Here is a 4,780-nt window from a genome sequence, read left to right as displayed (position 1 = left end):
TGTTGCGCAAATGACGGAAGGATTCCGTTGGTGAATCCAGTCGGTTAATGGGCGGCGATGAGCAAACCGCCCCGGGCCCGCTACCGCACGACGAACTGGAAGTCCTACAACGCAGCGCTAGTGCAGAGAGGTTCGCTTCAGGTCTGGTTTGATCCCGGGACGCAGTGGCTGTGTGCGCCCACCGGCAAGCGTGGGCGCCAGCCCATCTTCTCGGACGCGGCGATCCAGGCCTGCCTGACACTGAAGGGTGTGTTCAAGCTGCCCTTGCGCCAGACCACCGGCATGGTCGCCAGCCTTCTTGAGATGGCAGGACTTGATTGGCCAGTGCCGGATTTCAGCACCCTGAGCGGAAGGCAGAAGACCTTGCTTGTCGAGATCCCCTGCCAGCCCCGTTCCGGGCCGTTGCACCTGCTGATCGACAGCACGGGCATCAAGGCGGTGGGCGACGGGGAATGGTGCCGACGCAAGCATGGTCCTTCCAAGCGCCGCCAGTGGCGAAAGGTCCACCTGGGCGTGGACGCCGGATCGCTCGAGATCCGCGCCATCGAAGTGACCGGGAGCCGGGTTGGAGATGCGCCCATGCTTCCCGAACTGCTGGAGCAGATACCACCCGACCAAGCGATCGCGACCGTCAGCGCCGATGGCGCTTTTGACACCAGGGCTTGCCATGAAGCCATTGCCGCACGCGATGCCTGTGCGATCATACCCGCCCGCAGCAATGCAAAAGCCTGGCCCGAGAGCGCGCCGGGCGTTGCCGCCCGCAATGAAATCGTTCGCTCCAACCGGCGGTTCGGCAGGCCGAGCTGGAAACGATGGAGCGGCTATCATCAGCGCAGTCTGGTTGAAACGATAATGCATTGCTTCAAGCTGCTGGGGGAACGCATCATGGCTCGAGACTTTGATCGCCAAGTCGCCGAACTGCAAATCCGCGCCGCTATCCTCAACCGATGCGCGGCACTCGGAAGGCCCCAAACTCAGCGTGTCGCGTGATCGATGTCTGCAAAGGCCAACTGCTGCCCTGCGATTGATCTATGCAACAAAGCCCCGAGAAACGCCTCTCCCCGCATGGGAAGAGGCGTCCTCTACCGGCCGGCAGGCCCGGAGGAGTTGGACCTGCCCGGTTGAGCTCGTACATTCGGGAAAGATCAGAACCTTACGGTGAACCCGGCGTAGAAGCGGCGCCCCGCGTATTCGAGCGAGGTCAGGCGGATGTCGCCTGCGGTGATCCTCTCAGTTTCCTTGGTGAGGTTCTTGCCCTCGATGAAGAAAGAGGAATTGAGAAGGTTCCTCAACCGGATCGTCAGCTTGGCATCGAGATATCCGGTGGCATCGTTAAACACGGCATTGCCCGAGCGATCAGCCTGGTCGCGCAGGTACTTGCTTCGATAATTGTAAGCCACGCGCAGGTTGAGAGGGCCCTTGTCGTAATAGCCGATCAGATTGTAGCTGTGGCGCGACAGGTAGGGATAGGGCAGAGCCTCACCGGTCAACTGGTTCGTCAGCCTGGTATCCTTCGCCTTTGCCCAGGTGTAGTTGGCCTGGAAGCCCAGCCCGTCAAGCGGTGCAGGGAGGAACGTGAAGGCGGTTTGGGCCGTCAGTTCGATGCCCGTGATCTTCGTGCCCGTCCCGTTTTCCGGACGGGTTACATCGTAGAGCACGCCATCCTCGAAGAGATCCACGCCGTAGCTGGTTACGTCGTTGATAACGTAGGACTTGATATCCTTGTAGAACAGCGCGGCACTGAACAGGCTGTCCTTGTTGGGATACCAAGAGAGAGACAAGTCGTACTGGTCCGCGCGATAGGGCTTGAGATCGGGGTTACCCGCCGAACATGTGTTGGCGCCATCAATGTCCTCGCTGATGTTGCAGCGCAAGTTCGGAGCGAGGTAGCTCGGCCGTGGGCGGGCCAGCACCTTGGATGCTCCCGCGAATGCGATCAACTGGTTGGGAATGAGCTCGAATGAGAAATTCGCGCTGGGCAGCCAATCGGTATAGCTGTTGCGCATTTCGGCCAGCTTCACGACATCCACCACATCCGCGTTGGGATCCAGCGTACGCTGCGCGCCGGCGGCACGATCGTTGGTCTTCACATAGCGCATGCCGATATTGCCGTGCACGGGCATGCCGAAGAGGTCGAATGCCAGGTTGGCCTTCACGTAACCGGCGTAGATGTTCTCGGTAATATCCTGCGTCGGGATCTGCGCCACGCCGTTCACTTCGCGCAGGCGGCTGTGGTTGAACATCGAGGTATCCACCAGGCTCTCCAGCCCGTCGAACGTGGGATAGAGCCAGGAATCGAGCAGGCCAGTGCGATTCCCCGTCGGGAAGAAGGTGAAGGGCATCGTCGCAGTCGAATTGGCCAGGAAGCTGTTCCAGGTTTCCTGGGGCACGATCTGCTGCCCCACCCAGTTGCCATAGGTATCCGGGGTGAAGGGACTGTCTTCGTCCCCCAGCAGCACATCAATACTGACATAGGGGGTGGGAACGACGTGGCCGTCTTCGTCGGGAATGGCGGTTCCCGAAGCGTTCACCCCGCCGCTGTAGCGCAGACTTCCCGAGCGACGATACTGCGCACCAACCTCGATTGATCGCAGGAACGCCGAATTGACCTCGAAGTCGGCATCGATCTTGGCCATGTCCTCGCTCGTCTCGACTTCGTCGGGACGGTACTGAATGCGCAGGACCCGCGCTATGTCGCCATTTTCCGGATCTAGCGGATTGGCGTAGAAGGAGGGGTCCGAGGGATCGTAGCCATCGGGGAATGTCAGGGTGGGAATTCCGGTATCCGGATCGATGGCGACATTGATCCCCGGCACGCTCCCCTGCAAGCTGATCAGCGTACTGTCGCTCCAGGTCGTCGCCTTGGAGGTCACCGCCTGGCCGGTGACCGTAACGCCATCGAGAAACCAGTTGAAGCCGAGTTGCTTGTAATCCGAATTCTGCTTGTACTTGAAGTCACGGAAGTCGGAACTGATGATCGCTCCTGACGTGACCCCGAGCTTTCCTCCAGCGGGGATTAAAGTCGGGCGACTTTGTTGCGCATAGGCGCGGTGGAAGCAATGGCCTGCGCAGCGCAGCCCGTAGAGCGTAGCGAAGCAGGCCATTGCGTGTGCAATTTGGCAGCGAAGTCCGCCGGGGTTTGATAGCCGAGCGCCGAATGCGGCCGGTGCCGGTTGTAGTCCTCCATCCACGCGGCGATTTGCCTGCGGGCGTGATCCAGGCTGAGGAATAGGGTCTCGTTGAGCAGTTCATCGCGCATGCGCCCGTTGAAACTCTCGACAAAGCCGTTCTGCATGGGGCGGCCTGGTGCGATGTAGTGCCATTCCACATCAGCCTGACCGCACCACGACAGCACCGCATTGCTGGTGAGTTCGGTGCCATTGTCGCTGACGATCAGCCCTGGTTTTCCACGCCTCTCGATCAGGAGCGCCAGTTCGCGCACGACACGTCGTCCGCAGATCGACGTGTCGGCTATCGCAGCCAGGCACTCGCGCGTCACATCATCGACGATGTTGAGCACACGGAAACGTCGCCCGGACACCATCTGGTCGTGGACGAAATCGAGGCTCCAGCGCTGGTTGGGCAAGGCCAATACCGGGGCCGGAGCCCGCGTACCCACGGCGCGTCTGCGGCTACGTCGCCTGCGAACGGCCAAGCCTTCCTCGCGATAAAGCCGCTGCGTCTTCTTGCGGTTGATCATCACGCCTTCACGCCGCAGCAGGATGTGAAGGCGCCGATAGCCGAACCGGCGACGCTGGTTCGCAAGTTCGCGCAAGCCTCCCGCAGCGCCATCATCGCTCCGCCTGGAACGATAACGCACGCTCTTGCGATCGGCATCAAGGACACGGCACGCCCGCCGCTCGCTCATCCGATGGTGCTCCATCAAATGCGCAACGGCTTCCCGTCTTGCAGCGGGCGTCACCAGTTTTTTGACAGCAGATCCTTCAGTGCGGCGTTATCCAGCATACTCTCGGCAAGGAGCCGCTTGAGCTTCGCATTCTCATCCTCGAGGACCTTCAGACGCTTGGCTTCCGATACCTCGAGCCCTCCGTACTTCGCCTTCCAGTTGTAGATCGTCCCCTCCGAGATGCCATGACGACGCGCCAGGTCGGCTGTCTTGGCGCCAGCCTCGGCCTCCTTCAGCACCCCGATGATCTGCTCTTCCGTAAAACGTGCTCTCTTCATCTCGTCCGTCCTTCTCTCAGGCCAGACTATAATCGCTCGTGGAGGAAATCTAAGGGGTCACGTCACGACGAACTGGGCTTCGTACCGCTCTCCAAGACCGCCGCCGAACTGCTGTTCGAGCTGATCTCCCAGCGTTACGAACGCGGCTCCACCTTGATCACCAGCAACTTGCCCTTCGACGAGTGGACCGAAACCTTCGGATCCGAGCGCCTCACAGGCGCGCTCCTCGATCGCCTGACCCATCACGTCAGCATCCTCGAGATGAATGGCGAAAGCTATCGCCTCGCTCACAGCCGGGCCCGCAAGGCCAAAACCAAACCCTGAAAATCAAGCCAATGCCGGGGGGAGTGGCCCTCGGGCTACGCCCTCACGCCACTCCCCCCGGCATGTAACACGATGGCCTGGTTTTACGCCGCCCAATGGCCGACTTTTGCTCCGCCGTTGACACCGCGTCGTTTTAACGATCCGGGCGCGCCGCTTTTGGTGTGATACAGTGGTGTGCGGTCGGCGCATTTTCTGCGAGCGGTTCGATGTAGGTGTCTTGGCTCGATATAGCCGGCGTACTCAGCGACTTGAAACAATCGTCCACCATCTA

At 60.6% G+C, this 4,780-nt stretch carries 4 protein-coding genes and 1 pseudogene; 2 read left to right on the top strand and 3 right to left on the bottom strand.

The window, feature by feature from the left end:
* Window positions 1-57: 57 nt before the first annotated feature.
* A complete protein-coding gene (locus MBENS4_RS22650) occupies window positions 58-990 on the top strand; it encodes an IS5 family transposase (protein WP_039396252.1) in 933 nt (310 codons plus the stop codon).
* Window positions 991-1,145: 155 nt separating this feature from the next.
* Here the strand turns inward: MBENS4_RS22650 and MBENS4_RS22645 are convergent, their stop codons facing one another.
* Window positions 1,146-3,104, bottom strand: a complete 1,959-nt coding sequence (locus MBENS4_RS22645) for a TonB-dependent receptor (protein ID WP_052322717.1) — start codon at window positions 3,102-3,104, stop codon at window positions 1,146-1,148.
* Window positions 3,017-4,185 (bottom strand): IS3 family transposase gene (locus MBENS4_RS22640; protein ID WP_144401063.1). Its coding sequence is split into 2 segments (ribosomal slippage): window positions 3,017-3,933 and window positions 3,933-4,185, totalling 1,170 coding nucleotides; the frame shifts between segments, so codons are not numbered across the junction. Before MBENS4_RS22640 ends, MBENS4_RS22645 begins: the two co-directional genes overlap by 88 nt.
* 66 nt (window positions 4,186-4,251) lie before the next feature.
* Here MBENS4_RS22640 and istB point away from each other — a divergent pair.
* Window positions 4,252-4,509, top strand: a pseudogene (gene istB / locus MBENS4_RS22630) (IS21-like element ISSsp5 family helper ATPase IstB); the annotation flags it as partial.
* A gap of 83 nt (window positions 4,510-4,592) precedes the next feature.
* Here the strand turns inward: istB and MBENS4_RS26230 are convergent.
* Window positions 4,593-4,780 (bottom strand): hypothetical protein (locus tag MBENS4_RS26230; RefSeq protein ID WP_206778150.1); only part of this gene is annotated, 188 nt, incomplete at its 5' end.

It is taken from the genome of Novosphingobium sp. MBES04 (assembly GCF_000813185.1).
In the GTDB taxonomy this organism is placed as follows: Bacteria; Pseudomonadota; Alphaproteobacteria; order Sphingomonadales; family Sphingomonadaceae; genus Novosphingobium; species Novosphingobium decolorationis.
The sequence above is the reverse complement of the archived record's forward strand: the minus strand, read 5'-3'. Positions and strand labels throughout refer to the sequence as shown.

Excerpts from the sequence above, each read along its gene's own strand:
- MBENS4_RS22650 (WP_039396252.1), top strand. The coding sequence starts at position 58 with ATGAGCAAACCGCCCCGGGCCCGCTACCGCACGACGAACTGGAAGTCC.
- MBENS4_RS22645 (WP_052322717.1), bottom strand. The coding sequence starts at position 3,104 with ATGGCCTGCTTCGCTACGCTCTACGGGCTGCGCTGCGCAGGCCATTGC.